This window comes from Bradyrhizobium sp. IC4060, assembly GCF_020193715.1.
GTDB lineage: Bacteria > Pseudomonadota > Alphaproteobacteria > Rhizobiales > Xanthobacteraceae > Bradyrhizobium > Bradyrhizobium yuanmingense.
Map to the genome: position 1 here is coordinate 1,442,990 of NZ_JADYVJ010000001.1, position 21,109 is coordinate 1,464,098.

Genomic DNA, 21,109 nt, shown 5'->3' on the forward strand with positions numbered 1-21,109 from the left:
GAAGTCGCGAGCCCGGAATCCATAACCACGATCGGGAGTATGGATTCCGGGCTCGCGCCCAAGTGGGCGCGCCCCGGAATGACGGGGTGTGGCAGACGGCGACCGCCACGGCCACCCGATTTCCGTATCTCTCCCGTCATTGCGAGGAGCCCTCGCGACGAAGCAATCCAGACTGGCTCCGCGGAGAGAGCCTGGATTGCTTCGCTTCGCTCGCAATGACGCGGAGAGAGATCAGCCCCTCACCGACAGTTTCGTAGGGTGGGCAAAGGCGCTCTTGCGCCGTGCCCACGTCTTCGCAATACGTGGGCACGCTTCGCTTTGCCCACCCTACGAGGCCGTCGCTTGTGGCGCGAGTTACCCCCTCACCGGCAACGTCGCCACGTCGTAGCCGTGCCTGATCGTTCGCTTCAGCACGGGGTCTTCCAGCTCGAAGTCGAAGCGGTCGGCCGGGCGGATGCCGCCCTTGGCGGCGAAGGTGCCGCCGAACATGGCGCAGCCGTCTGGGAACTTGCCACCGTCAAAGCCGCGCGCGATGAGGTCGGCGACCGGCAGCATCGCGTCCAGCGTGCCCTCTTGGTAGAGCACGCGCTCGCCCTTGATGGTGGCGTAGGAGCGCAGGAGCATCTTGTCCCAATGGCCGATGACGTCCTCGAGCTCCCACAGCGTCGAGGCGATCGGCTTGTCGCACATCTGCTTGGACACCGTGACGTTGTAGGCCTCGACCTTGCGGTCGGTGTGATCGGAGCCGCAGCCGACGAAGATGCGGCCCTGCCAGCCGATCAGCACGAATTCGACCTCGCCGGAGGAATCGCCACCGGTGCATTCGATGCTGTCCTCCTGGGTCAGCCGGCGCGCCGAGGCGCGATAGTAGATCGGCGTCGAGGCTGGGCGGGCGATGCCCATCTCCTCCAGCTCGGCGATGTGCTTGTCGCGCGCGACCGTGTCGCGGCCGGTCCAGCCGGCGATGACCAGCTGGTCGATCGGCAGCGTCAGCGGCGTGGTGGTGTCCTGGGCATCGACGGTGAACGTGAGATCAAACACGAATGACGGCCTCCATGCCGGCAGCAAGCTCGAAGATGCGGCGGTCCGAGCCGCCTGCGCCCGCCAGCATCAGGCCGACGGGAACGTCGCCCTCGCGATGACAGGGCAGCGAGATGGCGCAACCGTCGATCAGGTTGATCAGGCTGCAATTGCGCAAGGCGCGGATGTTCTCGCGGGTGAACGCCTGATCGTCGGCGAGGTCGGCGATCTTCGGCGGTGTGTTGGGCGTGGTCGGCAGCACCAGCGCGTCATAGGGCGCGATGCGCGCATTGACGCGCGCGATCAGCGAGCGGCGCTCGTTGAGCAGATCGATGTAGTCGGCCGCGCTCTGCGCCTCGCCGCGCATGATGCGCACAGCGACCCTGGGATCGTAGACGTCGCCCTTGGCCGTGATGAGATAGCGGTGCCAGGCATAGCTCTCGGAGGCCGCGAAGCCGCCCTTGGCATTCATCGGGCCGACGTCGTGGAACTCCGCCATCTCGATACGCTCGACGATGGCACCGTGATCGGACAGCGTCTTCAGCGCGCGCTCGAAGGTCTTGGCCACCTCGGCGTCGAGGTCATCGAGCGCGATCGTGATGGGCACCGCGAGGCGCATGCCCTGGATCGGCCGCGGCCTCAAGGCGACGATCGGCTCGCCCGCGAGCACGGCATCGAGTATGGCACAGCAGCTGACCGATCGCGCCAGCGGCCCGATGCTGTCGAGCGAGAACGACAGCGGCACCGAGCCGTCGAGCGGCACGCGCCGCTGCGTCGGCTTGTAGCCGACGATGCCGTTGAAGGCGGCCGGAATCCGGCAGGAGCCGCCAGTGTCGGTGCCGAGCGCGCCATGCGCCATGCCGTCGAGCACGGACACCGCTGCGCCGGCGGACGAGCCGCCCGGCACGTGGCCTTCGGACCGGTTCCAGACCCCCTTCGGCGTGCCAAAATGCGGATTGATGCCGATGCCGGAATAGGCGAACTCGGTCATGTTGGTGCGGCCAATCACGACGAAGCCGGCCTTGCGCAGCCGCGCCACCGTCGCGGCATCGTGCTCGGCAGGGGCTGAGTCATCCAGCGCGCGCGAGCCGGCGCGCGTCACCTGGCCCTTGATGTCGAACAGATCCTTGATCGAGACCGGGATGCCCGCATAGCGCGACGGCGCCGCCTTGGCCTTGCGCAAGGCATCCATCGCATCGGCGGCGGCGAGCGCGGCGTCCTTGTCGACATGGATGAAGGCGCGCTGGCCCTCGCCCGCGGGGTCGGCGATCCTGGCGAGGCAGGCCTCGACCAATTTGCGGGAGATGATGCGGCCGCTTTCGAGGTCTTCGGCAAGCTGCGCCAGTGTCGGAAAATCAGGCATGTCTGTCTCACGGAATATTTCGCGCGCAATCTATAGCGCTGGCTCAGCTCGACACAAGCATTGTGCGCATGATGGCATGCATGCGCATTGCTGGACCGTTGACGCGCCATGGTCGATTGTCGCATCAAGTTCGAAACCGGCGGGCGCGAGGCCTGTCTTTGGGAGGAGCCGCCCACATGGCCGAACCGCAGCGCGCGCGACCGAAACCGACGCCGGAGACCCAGCATTTCTGGGACGGCACCAAGGCCGGCGAATTGCGCCTGCAGCGCTGCGATGCCTGCGCCCATGTCTACTTCCCGCCGCGCCCGTTCTGCCCCTCCTGCGCCTCGCGCAAGGTCAGCATCTTCAAGGCCAGCGGCAAGGGCTTTCTCTACAGCTACGTGATCAACCATCGTCCGGCCGCGCCGGGCTTCACGCCGCCTTACGCCATCGCGGTGGTCGAGCTCGACGAGGGCCCGCGGATGATGAGCAACATCATCGACTGCCCGCAGACACCCGAGGCGCTCGAACTCGACATGAAGCTCGAGGTCGCGTTCCAGGAGCTCGACGACAAGATCACCCTCCCCGTCTTCCGCCCGGCGAAGGGGTAAGGTCATGCGCAAGAACCAGGTTGCCGTCGTCGGCGCAGCCGAGACCACCGAGCTCGGTGTCATCCCGACCGCCTCGCAGCTCCAGCTGCACGCGGATGCCGCGCTCAACGCCATTGCCGACGCCGGGCTGAAGCTGTCCGACATCGACGGCTTTGCCACCGCCGTCGAAACGCCGCAGCAGGTCTGCCACTATCTCGGCATCAAGCCGACCTGGGTGGACGGCACCTCGGTCGGCGGCTGCTCCTTCATGCTGCATGTCCGCCACGCCGCGGCGGCGATCGAGGCGGGTCTGTGCAAGACCGTGCTGATCACCCATGCCGAGAGCGGCAAGTCGATGATCGGCAAACTGCCGCGCTCGACGCCGGCCGACAGCCTCAACGGCCAGTTCGAGGCGCCCTACGGCGTCTACGGCCCGCCAAGCATGTTCCCTATTCCCGTGCTGCGCTTCATGAAGACCTACGGCATCACCCACGAGCAGCTGGCTTCGGTTGCGGTGGTGCAGCGGGAATGGGCGGCGAAGAATCCGCGCGCGATGATGAAGGAGCCGATCACGGTCGCCGATGTCCTCAACTCGCGCATGATCGCCTATCCTTTCCGGCTTCTGCAGTGCTGCCTCGTCACCGACGGCGGCGGCGCGCTGATCCTGACCTCGGCCGACCGCGCCAGGGATTTTCCGCGCAAGCCGGTCTACATCATGGGCACCGGCGAGAGCGTCGAGACGCCGATGGTCAGCCAGATGGAGACGTTCAACTCCTCGCGTGCGTTCAAGACCGCCGGGCCGCTGGCGTTCAAGGAAGCCGGCATCGCGCACGGGGATGTCGACCATCTCATGATCTACGACGCCTTCGCGCATCTGCCGTTGTTCGGACTCGGCGACCTCGGCTTCATGCCTTACGAGGAAACCGGCCAGTTCATCGCCGACAGCAACACGCGTCCCGGCGGGAAACTGCCGCTCAACACCAATGGCGGCGGCCTGTCCTACATGCATTCGGGCATGTACGGCATGTACGCGCTGCAGGAGAGTGTGCGTCAGATGCGCGGGATCGCGCCGGCGCAGGTGCCGAACGCGAAGATTTCGGTGTGCCACGGCGTCGGCGGCATGTTCGCGGCGAGTGGCACGATCGTGTTTACGAACGAGAGGTAATGCGCCGCTCGCCTCTCCCTCTCCCCGTTCTTACGGGGAGAGGGTTGGGGTGAGGGGCCTCTCTCCACGGATGAGATGGCCGCGAGACCTGTACCCCCTCACCCGGATCGCATCTTCGATGCGATCCGACCTCTCCCCGCAAGCGGGGCGAGGTAACAAACGCCGGAACGCATAGCGGAGAACCCACATGAGCAAATCACTGCAAGACAAGGTCATCATCGTCACCGGCGCAGGCCGTGGCATCGGGCGCGAGATTGCACTTCTGTGCGCCGCCGAGGGCGCCAAGGTCGTCGTCAACGATCCCGGCGGAGCCGCCGACGGCGCCGGCGCGAACGCGGCGCCCGCCGAGGAGGTGGTCGAGGAGATCAAGAAGCGCGGCGGCACGGCGGTCGCCAATTTCGAGAGCGTCGCGGAAGCGATCCCCGCCAGCAAGATCGTGAAGACCGCGACCGATCATTTCGGCCGGCTCGACGGCGTCGTCAACAATGCCGGCATCCTGCGCGACATGATCTTCCACAAGATGAGCGTGGAAGCGTTCGAAGCCGTCATCAAGGTGCATCTGATGGGCTCGTTCTACGTCAGCCACGCCGCGGCGCGCATCTTCCGCGAGCAGGAGTCGGGCTCGTTCGTGCACTTCACCTCGACCTCCGGCCTGATCGGCAATTTCGGACAAGCCAATTACGCGGCGGCCAAGCTCGGCATCGTCGGGCTGTCGAAGTCGATCGCGCTCGACATGGGCCGCTTCAACGTCCGCTCCAACTGCGTCTCGCCGTTCGCCTGGACCCGCATGATCGGCACCATCCCGACCGAGACCGACGCCGAGAAGGCGCGTGTCGAGAAGATCAAGCAGATGGGCCCGGAGAAGATCGCCCCGCTCTGCGGCTATCTGCTCGGCGATTCCGCCAAGGACGTCACCGGCCAGATCTTTGGCGTGCGCATGAACGAGATCTTCCTGTTCAGCCAGAACCGTCCGATCCGCTCGGTGCAGCGGAACGAAGGCTGGACTCCGCAGTCGATCGCGGAACACGGCATGCCGGCGCTGAAGGGCTCGTTCTACAAGCTCGATCGTTCGGCCGACATCTTCACCTGGGATCCGGTGTGAGATTGCGCGAATAGGGGGTGGCGAATGGCGAATAGGGTTTCTATTCGCTACTCGCAATTCGCAATTCGCCCTACCCCGTATTCCTCAACCCCGCCGAGATGCCGTTGATGGTCAGCTGGATCCCGCGCAGCACCTGCTCGTCGGGGTTCTGCGCGCGGTGCTCTCTCAAGAGCTCGACCTGCACGTGGTTGAGCGGATCGAGATAGGGGAAGCGGTGGCGCACGGAGCGCTCCAGCAGCGGGTTGCCCTGGAGCAGACGGTCCTGACCCATGATGTCGAGCAGCGTCTCGATGCAGGAATGCCATTCGCGGCGGATGCGGCCAAAGATTTTTTCGCGCAAGGCCTCGTCCGGCACCAGCTCGGCATAGCGCGAGGCGATCGCGATCGAGCTCTTGGCCAGCACCATGTCCATGTTCGACAGCAGCATGCGGAAGAACGGCCATTCCTGGTAGAGCTCTTTCAGGAACGGCATGCCCTGCTCTGGATGCTCCGCGATCCACTGTTCGACCGCGCTGCCGAAGCCGTACCAGCCCGGCAGCATCAGTCGGCATTGCGCCCAGGAGAACACCCAGGGAATCGCGCGGAGGTCCTCGATCGCGCGGGTCTTCTTGCGCGAGGCCGGACGGCTGCCGATGTTGAGCGTGGCGATCTCGTTGATGACGGTGGACGACCAGAAGTACTCGACGAAGCCTTCGGTCTCGTAGACGAGGCCGCGATAGGCCTTGAAGGCGAGGTTCGAGAGTTCGTCCATCGCGGTCAGATATTCGCGGCGCGGCGCGCTCTGGCGCGGATGCAGCAGACTTGCCTCCAGCGTCGCCGCGGCGAGGATTTCCAGATTGTTGCGGCCGACCTCGGTGTTGGAATATTTCGACGAGATGATCTCGCCCTGCTCGGTGATGCGGATCTGGCCGTTCACCGCGCCGCCGGGCTGCGCGATGATGGCGTCATAGCTCGGCCCGCCGCCGCGCCCCACCGAGCCGCCGCGGCCGTGGAACAGGCGTAAGCGCACGTGGTGCCGCTCAAACACTTCGACGAGGCCGATCTCGGCCTTGTAGAGCTCCCAGCCCGAGGTGACGAAGCCGCCGTCCTTGTTGCTGTCGGAGTACCCAAGCATGACCTCCTGCACGCTGCCGCGGCTGTCGACGAGCCGGCGGTAATCGTGCAACGACAGCATGCGGTCCATGATGCTGCTCGAAGCCTGCAAATCCTCGATGGTCTCGAACAGCGGCACGATGTTGATGGCGCTGCGGCCGGAGGGATGGACGAGGCCGACCTCCTTCAGGAGCACGGCGACCTCGAGCATGTCCGACATGCCCTTGCACATCGAGATGATGCATTGAGGAATGGCGTCCGAGCCGAATTTCGCATGCGCTTCCGCGGCGGCATGGAACACGTTGAGCTCGCCCATCGTCTCGTCGCTGTATTTGACGAAGGGCGAGACCAGCGCGCGCGTCGAGCGCAATTCGTTGGTCAGCAGCGAGATGCGAGCGTCCTCGCCAAGCGCGAGATAGGACATGCCGGGATTGGCGGCGTCGATCAACTCGGCGATGGTGCGCTCGTGGACGGCCGAGTTCTGGCGAATGTCGAGCCGGGCCAGGTGAAAGCCGAAGCAATCCACCGCGCGGCGCAAGAGCCGCAGCCGGCCGCGCGCGATGACGCGGGCGTTGTTGGAGATCAGCGAGCGATGCAGCACGTCGAGATCGGCTAGCAGCTCCCTGACGCTCTCGTAAGGCGCCGCTTTGCCGACAGGCCGGCGCGTGATCTCGACTTCGAGCTTTTCGGCCGTCGCGGTGAGGCGGGCATAGATGCCTGAGACTGCCAGGCGATAGGGCTCGCCGCTCCGGTGCGGCGAGGTGTCCGGCGAACGCTCCGCAAGCGTGCGCAGCTCCTCGGAGACGTCGGCGAGATGGGCTGCGATCGACAGCTCCGCGCCGAGCACGTGCAGCTCGTTGAGATAGAACTGCATCACCCGGCTCGACTGCAGCCGCAGCGTGCCGCGCATCACGTCGGCGGTGACGAAGGGATTGCCGTCGCGGTCGCCGCCGATCCAGCTGCCCATGCGCAGGAACGAGGCAAGGTCGCCGGCCGCCTGCTCGCCGCTCTCCTCCAGCCGATCCTCCAGCGCGTTGATGAGCCGCGGCACCTCGCGCAGGAAGGTGTAGTCGTAGAACGACAGGCCGTTGGCGACCTCATCCAGCACGGTGAGCTTGGTCCGGCGCAAGAGGTTGGTCTGCCACAGCGTCAGCACCTCGCGGCGGAGCTGCTCGTCGCTGGCAGCCGCCTCCTCCGCGGTCAGTGCAACCCGCTCGCGGCGATCGAGCAGGGCTGCGATCTCCATCTCGCGGTCCATGGTGCTCTTGCGGCGGACCTCGGTCGGATGCGCGGTCAACACCGGGCTGACCAGCGCGGTCTTGAAGAAGTTGCGGAGCTGGTCGGGACCAATGCCCGCCGCCTTGGCGTGCGCCAGTGTCTCCGCCAGCACGCCGGAGCCGCCATTCTTGGCCGCCGCGCGCGCGCGCATCTGACGGATGTTGTTCTGGTCCTCGGCGATGTTGGCAAGGTGCGAGAAATAGCTGAAGGCGCGGACGATCCGCACCGTCTCGGAGGTCGACATGCTGTCGAGGATCTGCTCGAGCTCGCGGCGGGCGAGCCGGTCCTCGTCGCGGTGGAACCTGATCGAGGTCTGCCTGATGCGCTCGACCAGGTCGAACACGTCGGCGCCCTCCTGGTCGCGCACGGTGTCGCCCAGAATGCGCCCGAGCAGGCGGATATCGTCCCGCAGCCGGGCATCGGCCTCCATCGCCTGGAAATCCTCAGGGCGGTTGGGGCGCTGCTCAGTGCTGTCGGATGGTACGGTCTGGAGGGACATGGCTCGCTCCCCTGCTCGCGCCCTTGGCGGCCCGGTCCGGCGGAGTGTGCGATACTTTTCTACCGCAGTGCAAGATGAAGTTGGGGCGACGCACCGTGGATCGGAGTGCGACGACCTCGTGTCCCGGACAAGCAGCAACGCCTTCGAGCGTTGCTGCGCCGAGCCGGGACCCAGGAGCCTCAGAGCACATCGCCGCAATGGGCCCCGGCTCTGCAGCGCACCACGCCGCGAAGGCGCGGCGCACTGCGCTGCGTCCGGGGCACGAGAAAATAGCTAGTCGTATAATAAGCATGCCTTCGCGGTCTCGCGGCGCAGGCGCCCGAAGTTTTGCTTTCCGTTTCGCCCTCATCGAGAAGCAAGGGCGCAGGGAAGGCCGGGCGCCAGCCGGCACCCAAGGTCCGCACGCGACAAGACGCACGCGGGGTGACCACAGGTGATGCCGGAACATCCCGGCCTTCCCTGCGCAATGGTTTTACGGCTTATGGCGCGCTCTCCCCGGGGAGCGATGCACTATTGCCCCCGTCGCCTTGCGGATCACTGATGCGCGCACCCGGTCGGGCCGCTTCACCACCGCAAGCCTTGACGCACAGACCCCGGGCGTCAGGACCACACGCTTTTGCCGTCCGCGGACGTCTCTCCCGGACTGTCGGAAGCTCGCGCGTGCTCGCCCCCAATGCCGAAAAGCAACGTTGTGACCACACCGTGTCGTGCCGCGGATCGCGATGGCTCACGGGTTTGCCCGCCCTGCCATCCCGTCACGCGCCGGCGCTGCCGCGTCCATCGCATCCTGGCCTACGTATCGTGACGATCGCGAAACGTCCCTTTAACGAGCCGGGATGTGCTGCGGTTTACCCGAAACAGCGAATTCGGTCAATCAGAATATTTGCACTCCCGCCATTTGACCTGCATTGGCGTGTTTTGCCCGTCGGGCAACGCGAGGCATGGTGTGCGCCGCATCGCCTGGCCGCGTCCCGCCGCAGCCAAAGGCGCCCCCGGCGTCTGGTTTGCCACCGACAGCCAGCGCAACAAACGAATGAGGTTCGTGGCCAAGAGCTGACGTCTCGACCATGTCCAATTCCAGCGCTTGCTACCGCCAGAAAGCAAGATGACAACTTGCGGCGATGGTGGCAGAATGATGACAGACGTGGTTTGAAGACTTGGCGACCAAGAACAACGAAGAGAATAGTTCGCCGCGGTCACGTTGTCCAAGGGAGGAGATGGCTCATGAAACGCATGTTTCTGGGACTGGTCGCCGTTGCCCTGATCGCTTCGGCGTTTGTCGTATCCACCACAACAGTCATGGCGCAGACGAAGGTGTTGAAGATGCAGGCCACATGGCCGGCGTCGCTCACGCTCTATGACAACTTCACCTATTTCGTCGATCGAGTGAACAAGCTGTCAGCCGGCGCGCTGAAGATCGAGGCGATGCCCGCCGGCCAGGTCGTGCCGGCGTTCGAGGTGCTGGACGCAACCAACAAGAAGGTGCTCGACGGAGCGCATGCGTGGGCCGGCTACTGGACCGGCAAGAACAAGACCGCGATCCTGTTCACCGGCGGTCCCGGCGGCACCTTCGGCATGGACTTCATGGACGTGATGGGTTGGCTCTATCACGGCGGCGGCCTCGAGCTTTACAACGAGTTTTATCAGAAGGAGCTCAAGCTCAACCTCGTCGTGTTTCCAATCCTGCCTGCAGGGCCGCAGGCGTTCGGCTGGTTCAAGAAGCCGATCCAGACGGTCGAGGACATGAAGGGCATGAAATGCCGCCAGACCGGCATGGCCGGCGAAGTGTGGCAGGCGCTCGGCTTCACGGTGGTCAACATGCCGGGCGGAGAAATCATTCCCTCCGCGCAACGCGGCGTGATCGATTGCGCCGAATGGGTCGGCGGCATCGAGGACATGCAGCTCGGCTTCCACAACGTCTGGAAGTATCACTATTCACCCGGCTTGCATGAGAACGTGACGGTCGGCGAGCTCGTCATCAACGGCGATGTGTGGAAGGAGCTCAGCCCGCAACATCAGGAGATCATCAAGTCGGCGGCCAACGAGACATTCCTCGTCTGGTGGACCAAGTGGCAGCGCCAGAACGCCGATGCGCTGATTGAGATGCAGCAGAAGCACGGCGTACAGATTCTCCGCACGCCGACGGAGATCCTGCTGGCCTTCATCAAGAAGTGGGACGAGATCGCGGCCGCCGAGGGCGCCAGGAACCCGTTCTTCAAGAAGGTGCACGACTCGCAGAAGGCGTATGCCAGCGCTGTGGTCCCGTACAAGAGGTCTTACTTCCCGCCATACTCCTTCATGGCGAACTACTACTTCCCAACCGAGAAATAGGACTTCCTCCGAGGGCGGCCGATTTGACCGCCCTCAATTCGCACGCAGGCGGCCTGCTTTGCGCCGCACGAATGATCGGCGAAAGGGGCGAGGCATGGCTGAGATAACAGGCGGGCAGCCACCGGCGCTTCTGGCTATCATCAGGATGATCGACGGCTTCACCGACCGGACCGGCACGATCATCTCGTGGCTCTCGGTGCCGCTGGTTCTCGCCGTCGCCTATGAGGTTGGGGCGCGTTACCTGTTCAACGCGCCGACCATATGGGCCTACGACGCAACCTACATGCTCTACGGCTCGCTCTTCATGCTTGGCGCCGCTTACGCGCTGCACAAGGGTGCTCATATCCGTACCGACTTCTTCTGGGAGAAGTTCTCGATCCGTAGGAAGGGCTGGATCGATACGATCTCCTATGTCGTCTTCTTCTTCCCGAGCCTGATCATGCTGTTCCTGATCAGCTGGAACGAATTCCACTACGCCTGGCTGATCAACGAGACTTCGGACCAGACTCCCTGGCGGCCCGTGCTGTGGCCGTTCAAATTCGTCGTGCCGCTCGCCTGCCTCCTGCTGCTGGTCCAGGGCGTGTCCGAGTTGATCAAGAGCATCTACATGGCGCGCACCGGCGTCGAGCTGGAGCATAAGGAGAAAGTCGAGATATGACCGCAGAAGCGCTCATCGGCCTCATCATGCTGCTGGTGCTGCTGGGCGCGATCTTCATCGGTGTGCCGATCTCGTTCACGTTGCTGTTTCTCGCCTTCTCGTTCGGCTACTGGGGCATGGGCGGGACGGTCTTCGAGCTTGGTTACTTCCAGACCATCGGCATGATGAAGGAAGAACTTCTCGCCGCCGTACCGCTGTTCATCTTCATGGGCTTCATCACCGAGCAGGCGGGACTCATGGAGCGCCTTTTTACCGCGTTCCGCATGCTGCTTGCGCCGGTGCGCGGCGCACTCTTCCTCGTCGTCATCCTGACCTCGACCGTGTTCGCGATGGCGACAGGCATCGTCGGCGCAGCCGTCACCGTTCTTGGCATCATGGCATCGCCGATCATGACGAAGGCGGGCTATGATGCCAAGCTTTCAGCGGGCACCATCACGGCGGGCGGCACGCTCGGTATTCTCATTCCCCCGTCGGTCATGCTGATCGTGATGGGGCCGGTGCTCGGGGTTTCGGTCGCCGATCTCTATGCTGCAGCCTTCGGACCGGGCTTTCTGCTGGCCGGCGTCTACATCATCTATCTGATGGGCCGCTCCTTCATCAATCCCAAGCTCGGGCCGCCAGTGCCAAAGGATGAGCGGATCTACTCCGCTGGATACATTGCACGCGAGGTGGCCGTCGGCACGCTGCCGCTGCTCGGGCTCATCACGGCGACGCTCGGCTCGATCATCGGGGGGCTTGCGACGCCGACGGAGGCCGCCGGCATCGGCAGCGTCGGCGCGCTGATCCTGGCCATCGCATATCGCAGGTTCTCGCTCAGCGGACTGCAACGGGCGCTGATCTCGACGATGGCGACGTCGAGCATGGTCCTCCTGCTGGCGGTCACGTCGAACATTTTCGGTGCGGTGTTCGCCCGCCTTGGCTCAGCGAACTGGATCACCGAGACGATGCTCGGCCTGCAGTTGCCGCCGAGCCTCATGCTGATTGTCGTGCTCCTTCTCATTTTCCTGCTGGGGTGGCCGTTTGAATGGCCGGCCATCATCCTGGTGTTTCTGCCAATCTTCTATCCTGTCGTGAAAGGCATGGGCATCGACCTCATATGGTTCGGAGCGTTGGTTGCGGTGGTGCTGCAGACCGCTTTCCTGTCGCCGCCCGTCGCCATGTCAGCGTACTATCTTAAGCAGGTGGTCAAGGGCTGGAGTCTCGGAACGATCTACGCTGGCATGTTCCAGTTCATGGTGCTGCAGGTGATCTGCGTTGGCCTGATGATTGCCTTCCCCGGCATTGCGACCTGGTTCCCGCACACGCTGCATGAAGCATCTCGCAGCCAGGTGATCCCGGAGGAGTACAGAAAAATCCTGGAACAGCAGAAACAAGCACCGTCCCTGGAAGACGAGGACTGGTTGACACCAAAAAAGAAGTAGCCCGCGATTGAGTCCGCGACGGCGCCACACGGCTCCGCTCTGCCGCCGAGCGCCGATGTTGAGGCAACGTCCTAAGCCGGCACTATCACCTTGCCGATCGGCCAGAGCGCGATACCGGCGAGCTTCAGATGGGCCCAGGCGAACGGGATACCGATGATGGTGACGGCGAGAACGAGCGCCGTCAGGAGGTGACCGAGCGCCAGCCACCAGCCAGCGAGCACGAACCAGATGATGTTGCCGACTACCCCGAGCGGGCCGGTGCCGATATCCTCGACACCGGTGACATCGTAGCGGTTGACCGCCCGGGAGCCGAACGGCAGCAGCGTGTAGACGGCGATGTTGAACGCCGCCCGCGCCCAGGGCAGGCCGATGATGGTGATCGCCATGACAACGGCCGCGATCAGCCAGCCGAACGCCATCCAGGCGCCGCCGATGAGGATCCAGAGGATGTTGAGCAGGATGGAAACGGGGGCCATGGGACGATCCGGAGGTGGATGATCCCATCCATATAGGCTCGGAATTTGTCCGTGCTAGGACGCTTCCAGCGCGCGGGGCGTAGCCCGGATGGAGCGAAGCGTAATCCGGGATGATCTTTCCACGGCGAGAGATCCCGGATTACGCTTCGCTCCATCCGGGCTACGAAGTAGCTAGATCTTCCGCCCCGCCTGCTCCCAATAGGGATCGCGCAGGCGGCGCTTGAAGATTTTTCCGGAATCTTCGCGCGGCAGGCCGGTGCGGATCTCGATGTGCTTGGGCACCTTGTAGTCGGCCAGATGCGCCTTCAGCGCGGCGCGGACATCGGAAGCAGCGAGCGTGACCCCGGGTTGCGGCTCCACCACCGCCATCAGCGCCTCGCCGAACTCGGCGTCGGGGATGCCGAACACGGCGCAATCATGCACGCCGGGCACCGCATGCAGCACGGATTCGATCTCGGCCGGGTAGATGTTGACGCCGCCTGATATCACCATGTCGCGCTTGCGGTCGCAGATGAAGACGTAGCCGTCTTCATCGATATAGCCGACGTCGCCGGAGGTGATGAAGCCGTCGCGGTCGATCTCGGCGCGCTTCTCCGGCTTGTTGTGATAGGTGAAATCGGCCATCTCGGCCATGCGCGAATAGATCTCGCCGATCTCGCCGACGCCGAGCACGCGTCCGTCGTCGCCGATGAAGCGCAGCTCGGCGCCGGGCGAGATCCTGCCGACGGTGCCGGGCTTCTTCAGCGCGTCCTCCGACGTCGCGAAGGTCACGGCGCTGGATTCGGTCGAGCCGTAGAACTCGTAGATCACCGGCCCCCACCATTCGATCATGGCGCGCTTGACGTCGGCCGGGCACGGCGCGGCGGCGTGGATGACGTGGCGGAGCGAGGAGACGTCGTACGTCCTGCGCACCTCCTCGGGCAGCTTCATCAGGCGGATGAACATGGTCGGCACCATGAAGATGGTGTCGATCTTGTAGCGCTCGATCGCTTGCAGGAATTCCTCCGCCTCGAAGCGCGGCATCAGCACCAGCACCCCGCCGAGCTTGCCGGCGCGGATGCCGAACGAGTTCGGCGCGGAATGATAGAGCGGCCCCGGCAGCAATGCGCGGGCGCCGGGCTTGAGCCCATAGATCATCGCACGCATGCGCTCACCGGCAGCCTGCTGTTCCGGCGTCGGCGCGTTGCGGCGGACGCCCTTGGGATGGCCTGTCGTGCCCGACGTGTAGATCATGTTCATGGGCTGCGGCACGATCGGGCCGTCATAGGGCGGGTGTTGCGCGAGCCAGGCTTCGAAGTCGATCGCGAAGTCCGGCGTCTTCAGATGATCGGGATCGATCTTGTAGTTGGAGCGGATTTCCGGCGGCGTCGGCACGCTGAGCACGGTGACTCCCTCAGGAATCGCATCGCGCAAACCGTGCAGCATGTCGGCATGAGCGATCAGCACGGCGGCGCCGGAATCCTTCAGGATGTAGGTGATCTCCTCCGGTTTGAAGTGCCAGTTGATCGGCACGCCATAGGCACCCAGCCGCATCGCTGCGTAGGCGGCTTCCAGGAAGGCGATGTCGTTGCGCATCAGCATGCAGACGCAATCGCCTTGGCGGACGCCGATCTTGGCGAGGCCGGAGGCGATGCGGTCGGCGCGCTCAGTGACCTCGGCGTGAGAGCGGCGGCGCTCGCCGGAGACGATGCCGAGGAAGGGGGGCGTTTGGCTCATTGTTGTTTTTCTTTGTTGTTGTTTGTGCCGTCATTCCGGGTCGATGCGCAGCATCGAACCCGGAATCCATTTCACAGCGAACGATGCGGCTCGATGGATTCCGGGCCTGCGCCTACGGCGCATCCCGGAATGACCCAAAGCTAATCCGCAAAATTCGGCGCGCGCTTCTCCAGGTTGGCGCGCACGGCCTCGGTCTGGTTGGGGCTGCCGATGAGCTTCTGCTGCTCGACGGATTCGGCGAGCAGCGCCGGGCCCGGATCGACCGAGAGATTGTTCAGCATCCGCTTGGCCGCGCGGATCGCATCGGGGCTTTTCCCTGCGATCTCGCGCGCGACATCAAGCGCCGCAGCGCGCGGATCGTCGCAGATGCGCGTGGCGAGGCCGTAGGTCATCGCCTCCTGCGCGGAGAAGATGCGCCCGGTGTAGGTGAGATCGCGCAGGATGTCGTCGCGTACCAGCGAGGCCAGGATCGGCGTGCCCGCCATGTCGGGGACGAGGCCCCATTTGATCTCCATGATCGACATGCGCGCATCCGAGCTGAGAAAGCGCATGTCGGCGCCGAGCGAGAGCTGGAAGCCGCCACCGAAGGCGACGCCGTGCACGGCCGCGATCACAGGCATCGGTAGCTGGCGCCAGCCCCACACCGCCTGTTGCGCGAAGTTGGCCTTGCCATATGTGCGCACCGTGAGATCGCGATTTTCGCCACCCGGAATTCCGTTGCCACCCTTCTCCTTCATGGCGGCAAAACGCCCCATGTCCAGCCCGGCGCAGAAGGCGCGGCCTTCGCCCGAGAGCACGACGGCGCGCACGCCCTTCTCCTTCGACAGCCGGTCGGTTGCGGCGACGAGGGCCTCGAACATGGGCTGATCCAGCGCGTTCATTTTGTCGGCGCGCACCAGGCGCACATCGGCGACGCCTTCCGAGATCGAGATCGAGACGCGGTCGTCCATGGACGAATTCTCCCCTAGTTCTTGCCTGTTCTTGTTCAGTGCCGCTTTACAGGACGCCGGCGGCCGGATTTAGTCAATCGACCAATTAACTGACAATCGCGGCAGAGGAAACAGCCATGTTCAAGGAAAATCTTCTGGCCGGCCGGCGCATTCTCGTGACCGGCGGCGGCACCGGTCTCGGCAAATCGATGGCGGCGCGCTTTCTCCAACTCGGCGCCGAGGTGCACATTTGCGGTCGGCGCAAGATCGTGTGCGACGAGACCGCAACCGAGCTGATGGATCTCTACGGCGGCCGCGTCACCAGCCATGGCGTCGACATCCGCAACGCGCTTGCGGTCGAGGAGATGATCGAGAGCATCTTCCGCGATGGCCCCCTCACCGATCTCATTAACAATGCGGCCGGCAATTTCATCTCGCGGACCGAGGAGCTCTCGCCGCGCGGCTTCGATGCGGTCGCCAACATCGTCATGCACGGCACGTTCTACGTGACACATGCGGTCGGCAAGCGCTGGATCGCCTTGAAGCAGCCCGGCAACGTCGTCTCGATCACCACAACCTGGGTGCGCAACGGCTCGCCTTACGTGGTGCCCTCGGCGATGAGCAAGTCGGCGATCCACGCCATGACGATGTCGCTTGCCACCGAATGGGGACGACACGGCATCCGCCTCAACACCATCGCCCCGGGCGAGATCCCGACCGAGGGCATGAGCAAGCGCATCAAGCCCGGTGACGAAGCCGGCGCGCGCACCAAGGCGATGAACCCGATGGGCCGGGTCGGCACCATGGAGGAACTGCAGAACGTGGCCGTGTTCCTGATCTCCGGCGGCTGCGACTGGATCAACGGCGAGACCATCGCCATGGACGGCGCCCAGGCGCTCGCCATGGGCGGCAACTTCTACCAGCTCCGCGACTGGAGCGACGACGACTGGAAGACCGCGCGCGAGAGCATCATGGCGCAGAACGAGAAGGACCGCGCGAAGCGGGGATGACGGCGCATTGCAAATGCGCGGACATGTAAGGGGCTGACGTTTTCACCACGCCCCCAGTCGTCGTCCCCGCCTAGTGCGCAAAGCGCACGGGGGCGGGGACCCATAACCACAGGGAGCAGTCGTGGCGCGAGACAGGTAACTGCGTGTCTTCGCCAAACAACTTCCTGTGGCTATGGGTCCGGATCTGCGCGCGCTTGAGGCGCGCGCTTGTCCGGGACGACAGCGGAGCCCATCTTGTCTTCACCGGCGGATGACGCCACACTCCCGGGCATAAAAACAAACGCCTGCGGGAGAAACATGTCCACACAGAAACTGGCGAACCTCGCCGACATGGTGCGCGAGCGTGCAAAGAGCCGCGGCAGCGCCATCGCCTATGAATTCGAGGGCCGCACCACCAGCTTCGCCGAGTTCGACGCCAAGTCCAACAAGGTCGCGAACGCGCTCCTCGCGATGGGCGTGAAGAAGGGCGACCGCATCGCCTATCTCGGCAAGAACAGCGACATCTATTTCGAGCTCCTGATGGGTGCGATGAAGGCTGGCGTCGTGATGGCGCCGGTGAACTGGCGGCTGGCAGGGCCCGAGGTCGCCTTCATCGTCTCGGATTGCAGGGCGCCGGTGCTGTTCGTCGGGCCGGAGTTCATCACTCAAGTGCGCCAGATCCGGGAGCAGATACCAAGCGTGCGCACCGTCATCACCACCGAGGGCGGCGCGCCGGAATGGCCGGATTTTACGGCATGGCGCGATGCGCAGAGCGGCGATGATCCGAAGGTGCCGATCGACACCACGGACATCGCGATCCAGCTCTACACGTCGGGCACGACGGGCAAGCCGAAGGGCGCGATGTTGTCGCATGCCAACTTCCTCAACCTGGTGCAATCCGGCAATGCCGAGGACAAGCCGGAGTGGAACCGGTGGTCGACCGACGATGTCTCGCTGGTGGCGATGCCGATCTTTCACATCGGCGGTTCGGGGTGGGGCGTCATGGGGCTCTATCACGGCGCCCGCGGCGTGATCGCGCGCGAGTTCGACCCGACCAAGGTTTTGGATTTCTTCGAGCAGTCGGGCATCACAAAACTGTTCATGGTGCCGGCGGCGATGCAGTTCGTGGTGCGGCAGCCACGCGCCAGGACGGTCGACTTCTCGCGGCTGAAATACATGCTGTACGGCGCCTCGCCGATTCCCGCAGCGCTGCTGAAGGAATGCATCGAGGTCTTCAAATGCGGCTTCGTGCAGCTCTACGGCATGACCGAGACCACCGGCACCATCGTCGCGCTGCCGCCGGAGGATCACGTCGAGGGGCTGGAGCGGATGCGCTCGGCCGGCAAGGCGCTGCCGGGCGTCGAGATCGCGATCCTGGATCCGGACGGCAAGCCGCTGCCGCCGCGGCAGGTCGGCGAAATCGCAACGCGCTCGGGCTCCAACATGGCCGGCTACTGGAACCTGCCGGAGGCGACCGCATCCACGCTGCGCAGCGACGGCTGGCTGCGCACCGGCGATGCCGGCTACATGGACGAGGACGGCTATCTCTACATCCATGACCGCATCAAGGACATGATCATCTCCGGCGGCGAGAACATCTATCCGGCCGAGGTCGAGAGCGCTCTGTGCGACCACCCCGATGTCGCGGAAGCCGCCGTGATCGGCGTGCCTGACGACAAATGGGGCGAAGCCGTGAAGGCGATCGTGGTGATGAAGCCGGGCAAGCAGGCGACTGCCACCGAGATCATCAACTTCACCCGGACGCGCATCGCCGGCTACAAGACGCCGAAGAGCGTGGAATTCCTGCCTGCGCTGCCGCGGAATCCGTCTGGCAAGATCCTGCGGCGGCAGCTGCGCGAGCCGTATTGGGCGGGGAAGGATCGGCGGGTGAATTGATCCGCGGTGCCGTAGGGTGGGTTAGCCGTAGGCGTAACCCACCTCTTTGCAATCCACGCGGATGGCGCTGGTGGGTTACGCCCTGCGATCGCGCTTCGCGCAATCGCAGCGCTAACCCACCCTACGATAGCAGTGCGAGCCTCTAATGCTTCCCCGGCCCCATATAGCCGAACAAGAATCCCGCCACTTTCCGCATCTGGATCTCCTCGCTGCCTTCGGTGATCCGATAACGGCGATGGTGGCGATAGATGTGCTCGAACGGCTTGTGGCGTGAATAGCCCATGCCGCCATGGACCTGCATGGCGCGGTCGGCGGATTCGCAGCAGAGGCGGTTTGCCCAGTAGTTGCACATCGAGACCCGGTCGGACAGGGTGCGCTCGATTTGCTCCTCGTCGAGCTGGTCCATTTCCCAGGCGGTCTTACGGATCAGGAGGCGCAGCATCTCCGCTTGCGTGGCGAGCTCGACCAGCGGGAACTGGATCGCCTGGTTCTCGGCCAGCGCCTTGCCGAACGGTTTGCGCTCACGCGCGTATTTCACACTCTCGTTGATGCAGTAGACCGCGGCGCCGAGCGAGCTTGCCGCTTGCCGGATACGGTTCTGGTGGACGAAGCATTGCGCCAGCGACAGGCCGCGGCCGACCTCGCCGAACAGCGCATCCTCCGGCACGAAGACGTCGGTGAAGCTGACGCGCGGATGGTCGGTCGGCATGTTGAAGGTCCACATGTACTCCTCGACCCTGACGCCGGGGCTCTTGGCCGGCACCAAGAAGCAGGTGATGCCGCGGGCATCGCCATCGTTGCCGCTGGTGCGCGCGAACAGCGCGCAGTGCGTGGCGACGTGCATGCCTGTCGTCCACATCTTCTCGCCGTTGATGATCCAGCCCTTGACGTTGTCGCGCGTGGCTGCCACCGCGCGCGTCTCCATGTGGGTGGCATCCGATCCGTGATGCGGCTCGGTCAGGCCAAAGGTGATGCGGTACTTGCCCCTGATCGAGCCGTCGATCATCGCCTTCTGGTCGTCGCGGCCGTAGCGGTCGAGCATGGTGACGACGGGGAAGTTGCCGACGATCGAATGCTCGTTCTGGAGGTCGTTGTGCAGGCCGAGACCCTTTGCGGCAAAATGCTCGCGGATCACGGCCATCCAGAGGTTGGAGCCGTCCTTGCCGCCATATTGCTTCGGCACAGGAAAGCGCAAATGCCCGGCGGCATCCGCGAGGTCCTTGGCCTTGCGCAACAGCGCCTCCCATTCGTGGCGCGGCAGGCCGCCATTCTCGAAATCGGTGCGCGCCCATTCGCGGCGATGGTCGAAGAAGCGGATGTTGTCGTCGGCCTGTTCCAGCGGCTTGATCTCGCGTTCGATGAAACGGTCGAGCTCTCCGAGATAGGCGACGAGATCGGCAGGCAATGAGAAATCCACAGGTTCTCTCCCGGATTGATTTTATCGTTTTGCGTTAAGGCGCTGGGCGCATTCTTGCTTGGTGCGATTAAGGTGAGAAGAGCGCGTGCAAGTCAAGCAAGCCGAGATGTGAGGAGCGCAAGGCGCGCCCGCGCAATTCGATGGTGCTCTGGCGCACCCGCACGGTAGTATGGCGCCAATATTCCTTCGAAAGAAAATCCGGGAGCGCGCGATGGAGCTGAAATTCTCAAAGGTGGAACGTAAGGGGCCGATCACGATCGTGACGCTGTCGCGGCCCGAGGTCTACAACGCGCTGCACACCGATGCGCATTTCGAGCTTCAGAAGGTGTTTGACGATTTCTCCGCCGATCCCGAGCAGTGGATCGCGATCGTCACGGGCAGCGGCGATAAGGCGTTCTGCGCCGGCAACGATCTGAAGTGGCAGGCAGCGGGGGGAAAACGCGGCTGGGACAACGGCGGCTTCGCCGGCCTCACCTCACGCTTCGACTGCGACAAGCCGATCATCGCCGCCGTGAACGGCGTCGCCATGGGCGGCGGCTTCGAGATCGCGCTCGCCTGCGACCTCATCATCGCCGCGGAGAACGCGACCTTCGCCCTGCCCGAGCCGCGCGTCGGCCTTGCCGCGCTCGCCGGCGGCCTGCACCGGCTGCCGCGCCAGATCGGGTTGAAGCGCGCCATGGGCATGATCCTCACCGCGCGCCATGTCAGCGCCAAGGAAGGGCTCGAGCTCGGTTTCGTCAACGAGGTGGTGCCGCAGGGCGAGGCGCTCGCGGCCGCGCTGCGCTGGGCCGAGATGATCGCCAAGAATTCGCCGATGTCGATCCGGGCCTCGAAGCAGGCGATTCAGAAGGGGCTTGGCGTGTCGCTGGAGCAGGCGATCGCGGAGCAACGGGACTATCCGGCCGTGCAGGCGATGGTCGCCTCGCAGGATTATATCGAGGGCCCGAAGGCGTTTTCCGAGAAGCGGCCGCCGAAATGGGTGGGAAAGTAGGAAACGGGTCTCCCCACTCGTCATTCCGGAGCGCGCCGACAGGCGCGAGCCCGGAATCCATTGAGCGACAGAACGTGCGGATGAATGGATTCCGGGTTCGTCGCTTCGCGACGCCCCGGAATGAGCGGAGAGAGGAGCGCCCCCTCTCTCAACACTGTCATTGCGAGCGTAGCGAAGCAATCCAGGCTGCCCAGCAG

General features: G+C 64.4%; 17 protein-coding genes. 9 read left to right on the top strand and 8 right to left on the bottom strand.

The annotated features are described in order from the left end of the window. Positions 1-354: 354 nt before the first annotated feature. Both I6F16_RS06775 and I6F16_RS06780 read right to left on the bottom strand, forming a co-directional pair. Positions 355-1,041 (bottom strand): DUF2848 domain-containing protein, encoded by a 687-nt coding sequence (locus tag I6F16_RS06775; protein WP_225113535.1) that lies wholly within the window; start codon positions 1,039-1,041, stop codon positions 355-357. Continuing rightward, positions 1,034-2,383 carry an amidase gene (locus I6F16_RS06780; protein WP_225113536.1) on the bottom strand — a complete coding sequence of 450 codons (1,350 nt, stop codon included), beginning with the start codon at positions 2,381-2,383 and terminating at the stop codon, positions 1,034-1,036. Before I6F16_RS06780 ends, I6F16_RS06775 begins: the two co-directional genes overlap by 8 nt. 176 nt (positions 2,384-2,559) lie before the next feature. On the opposite strand from I6F16_RS06780, the gene I6F16_RS06785 reads away from it, so the two are divergent. From I6F16_RS06785 to I6F16_RS06795, 3 genes are all read left to right on the top strand, one after another. After that, a complete protein-coding gene (locus I6F16_RS06785; RefSeq protein ID WP_027558650.1) occupies positions 2,560-2,973 on the top strand; it encodes a Zn-ribbon domain-containing OB-fold protein in 414 nt (137 codons plus the stop codon). Between the two features lie 4 nt (positions 2,974-2,977). Further along, positions 2,978-4,117 carry a thiolase gene (locus I6F16_RS06790; protein ID WP_225113537.1) on the top strand — a complete coding sequence of 380 codons (1,140 nt, stop codon included), beginning with the start codon at positions 2,978-2,980 and terminating at the stop codon, positions 4,115-4,117. A gap of 187 nt (positions 4,118-4,304) precedes the next feature. Beyond that, on the top strand, positions 4,305-5,219 hold the full coding sequence (locus tag I6F16_RS06795; RefSeq protein ID WP_036023023.1) for an SDR family NAD(P)-dependent oxidoreductase: 915 nt from the start codon (positions 4,305-4,307) through the stop codon (positions 5,217-5,219). A gap of 70 nt (positions 5,220-5,289) precedes the next feature. On the opposite strand, the gene ppc is transcribed toward I6F16_RS06795, so the two are convergent. Together ppc and I6F16_RS06805 are read right to left on the bottom strand one after the other, a co-directional pair. After that, the gene (gene ppc, locus I6F16_RS06800) at positions 5,290-8,088 is read right to left on the bottom strand and encodes a phosphoenolpyruvate carboxylase (RefSeq protein ID WP_225113538.1); all 2,799 of its coding nucleotides are present in this window, start codon (positions 8,086-8,088) and stop codon (positions 5,290-5,292) included. A gap of 870 nt (positions 8,089-8,958) precedes the next feature. Continuing rightward, positions 8,959-9,297: a hypothetical protein gene (locus I6F16_RS06805; RefSeq protein ID WP_225113539.1), complete on the bottom strand. Its 339-nt coding sequence runs from the start codon at positions 9,295-9,297 to the stop codon at positions 8,959-8,961. A 15-nt stretch (positions 9,298-9,312) separates the two neighbouring features. On the opposite strand from I6F16_RS06805, the gene I6F16_RS06810 reads away from it, so the two are divergent. From I6F16_RS06810 to I6F16_RS06820, 3 genes are all read left to right on the top strand, one after another. Then, on the top strand, positions 9,313-10,419 hold the full coding sequence (locus I6F16_RS06810) for a TRAP transporter substrate-binding protein (RefSeq protein ID WP_036006206.1): 1,107 nt from the start codon (positions 9,313-9,315) through the stop codon (positions 10,417-10,419). A gap of 94 nt (positions 10,420-10,513) precedes the next feature. Continuing rightward, a complete protein-coding gene (locus I6F16_RS06815; RefSeq protein ID WP_085968941.1) occupies positions 10,514-11,077 on the top strand; it encodes a TRAP transporter small permease subunit in 564 nt (187 codons plus the stop codon). A gap of 26 nt (positions 11,078-11,103) precedes the next feature. Beyond that, positions 11,104-12,498: a TRAP transporter large permease subunit gene (locus I6F16_RS06820; protein ID WP_225127319.1), complete on the top strand. Its 1,395-nt coding sequence runs from the start codon at positions 11,104-11,106 to the stop codon at positions 12,496-12,498. A gap of 71 nt (positions 12,499-12,569) precedes the next feature. Here I6F16_RS06820 and I6F16_RS06825 read toward each other — a convergent pair whose 3' ends face one another. The 3 genes from I6F16_RS06825 to I6F16_RS06835 all read right to left on the bottom strand — a co-directional run bounded on the left by I6F16_RS06825 (position 12,570) and on the right by I6F16_RS06835 (position 15,640). Beyond that, positions 12,570-12,974, bottom strand: a complete 405-nt coding sequence (locus I6F16_RS06825; RefSeq protein WP_225113540.1) for a YccF domain-containing protein — start codon at positions 12,972-12,974, stop codon at positions 12,570-12,572. Positions 12,975-13,145: 171 nt separating this feature from the next. Beyond that, positions 13,146-14,690, bottom strand: a complete 1,545-nt coding sequence (locus tag I6F16_RS06830; protein WP_225113541.1) for an acyl-CoA synthetase — start codon at positions 14,688-14,690, stop codon at positions 13,146-13,148. A gap of 140 nt (positions 14,691-14,830) precedes the next feature. Beyond that, on the bottom strand, positions 14,831-15,640 hold the full coding sequence (locus tag I6F16_RS06835; protein WP_225113542.1) for a crotonase/enoyl-CoA hydratase family protein: 810 nt from the start codon (positions 15,638-15,640) through the stop codon (positions 14,831-14,833). Between the two features lie 116 nt (positions 15,641-15,756). Here I6F16_RS06835 and I6F16_RS06840 point away from each other — a divergent pair, with 116 nt between their 5' ends. Then, positions 15,757-16,629 carry an SDR family oxidoreductase gene (locus I6F16_RS06840; RefSeq protein ID WP_109144463.1) on the top strand — a complete coding sequence of 291 codons (873 nt, stop codon included), beginning with the start codon at positions 15,757-15,759 and terminating at the stop codon, positions 16,627-16,629. Positions 16,630-16,926: 297 nt separating this feature from the next. Then, on the top strand, positions 16,927-18,504 hold the full coding sequence (locus I6F16_RS06845; protein WP_225113543.1) for a fatty acid--CoA ligase: 1,578 nt from the start codon (positions 16,927-16,929) through the stop codon (positions 18,502-18,504). A 142-nt stretch (positions 18,505-18,646) separates the two neighbouring features. Here the strand turns inward: I6F16_RS06845 and I6F16_RS06850 are convergent, their stop codons facing one another. After that, positions 18,647-19,921 carry an acyl-CoA dehydrogenase family protein gene (locus tag I6F16_RS06850; RefSeq protein WP_225113544.1) on the bottom strand — a complete coding sequence of 425 codons (1,275 nt, stop codon included), beginning with the start codon at positions 19,919-19,921 and terminating at the stop codon, positions 18,647-18,649. A gap of 211 nt (positions 19,922-20,132) precedes the next feature. Between I6F16_RS06850 and I6F16_RS06855 the strand changes: the two genes are divergently transcribed. Next, positions 20,133-20,912 carry an enoyl-CoA hydratase-related protein gene (locus I6F16_RS06855; RefSeq protein ID WP_225113545.1) on the top strand — a complete coding sequence of 260 codons (780 nt, stop codon included), beginning with the start codon at positions 20,133-20,135 and terminating at the stop codon, positions 20,910-20,912. The last annotated feature ends 197 nt before the right edge of the window (positions 20,913-21,109 follow it).